This is a genomic window from Novosphingobium sp. UBA1939 (genome assembly GCF_002336885.1).
Taxonomy (GTDB): Bacteria; Pseudomonadota; Alphaproteobacteria; order Sphingomonadales; family Sphingomonadaceae; genus Novosphingobium.
Genome location: NZ_DDFB01000007.1, coordinates 1 through 1412, shown reverse-complemented (window position 1 = coordinate 1412; position 1412 = coordinate 1). Strand labels below are relative to the sequence as shown.

Annotated in this window: 2 protein-coding genes; both read left to right on the top strand. The window is 59.6% G+C overall.

Going from position 1 to position 1412, the window contains the following annotated elements; all coding sequences use genetic code 11:
• Nucleotides 1-183, top strand: a 183-nt coding sequence (locus tag B3547_RS00860; RefSeq protein WP_292959609.1) for a hypothetical protein, incomplete at its 5' end; no start/stop codon positions are given.
• Between the two features lie 325 nt (nt 184-508).
• Nucleotides 509-949 carry a RidA family protein gene (locus B3547_RS00855; RefSeq protein ID WP_292959608.1) on the top strand — a complete coding sequence of 147 codons (441 nt, stop codon included), beginning with the start codon at nt 509-511 and terminating at the stop codon, nt 947-949.
• Nucleotides 950-1412: the final 463 nt, after the last annotated feature.

Sequence of the window (1412 nt, the reverse complement as noted above, 5' to 3'; positions counted from 1 at the left end):
CCGCCGGCCGTCGTCCACCCGTTCAAGGTGCCGTCGGGGAACAGGTCCAGGCTGCCCGCCGTTTGGGCTATCGCCGCGTGGGGCGGAACGATGGCGCTGGAAATGAGTAGCGCCAATCCAAAGGATTCAGCCTTTCTCGAAAACGTCATTCGCCGCCCTTTCATGATCGACGCGCCAGTTTAAGTGGCATTTTGAAAGCAACGGCTATCTACGATGGTAAAATATCCATCAAAATTACGGGCGTATAAAGGAAAACACTTATGGATTTCCGTGAGGGATAACTGTTGGCGGTATTCCACTGTCCAGCGCCTGTGGCGATCCGGGGACATCGGGACTTCCCCATTACCCGCCGTCGGAAGCCGGCGCCGCATTGCACGCGCGTTCGGTCATACGCCTGATGAGGTACTCCAAGGCCCCGCGATGAGCGCTGGCGGCGAACGGAGCGTGCGGATAGGGTGCGCTTCCGCCGTGCGGGCATCCCTTGGCCCGCGAAAATAGGGAAGCTGCAATGCGCCGTTTCACAACGCACGCGATCGGGTTGAGCCTGCTTGCGCCGATGCCCACCGCCGATGCCGCGCCCGCCCGCCATGTGCCGGCGACGGAGGGCTTTCCGTTTTCCAAGGCGGTGGCGGTCGATGGCGTCCTGTATCTTTCGGGCGAGATCGGAACGGGGCCGGACGGGAAGCTGGTGCAGGGCTTCGATGCGCAGGTGCGCCAGACGATGGACAACATTGTCGCCACGCTCGCGCGCGAGGGTCTCACCACGGACGATGTGTTCAAATGCACCGTCTATCTTGCCGACATGAGCCAGTGGAGCGCGTTCAACCGGATATATCTGTCTTACTTCAAGCCCGGCCGGCTCCCGGCCCGGAGCGCGCTTGGCGTGAACGGGCTCGCCATGGGGGCGGTAACCGAAGTCGAATGCTGGGCTACTTTCCGCGGCAAGTAACCGGTTTCAGCGGGCGCCGCGTCTCAACGGAAGCGCCCAACTTTGGTCTGCGGAATATTGGACAGGCCAATTATGGGAATCGCGGTGCACTGATGTGCGGGTGAACGGTCATTCCCGGCGGCGAACAGATTTTTCGGACGCCATGCCTGACAGGAGGTCGTCATCCGCTTGTCACGCAGGATGATCTTCGCGTGGAGCGGTTCTATGAAAATACCTTTATAATCAGGATTTTACCTACAAAATTGGCCAATTACCATCAGGAGGAATGACCAAATTTGTCAGATTCTGCGCAGGAAGTATTGTATCTGGTCAGGCCATTTGGTAGGAGGCCGATGCTTCACGGGCGAAGAACCCGTGCTTCTACTTCCAGGGAGAATGGAGATGACCTGTTTCCGCAATTCCGTTTGCCTCGGTGCGCTGGCTGCCGCGACGGCAGCGTTGGCGCAGCCGGCCATTGCGCAGA

Coding starts and splice junctions, on each gene's coding strand:
- B3547_RS00855 (WP_292959608.1), top strand. CDS start 509: ATGCGCCGTTTCACAACGCACGCGATCGGGTTGAGCCTGCTTGCGCCG.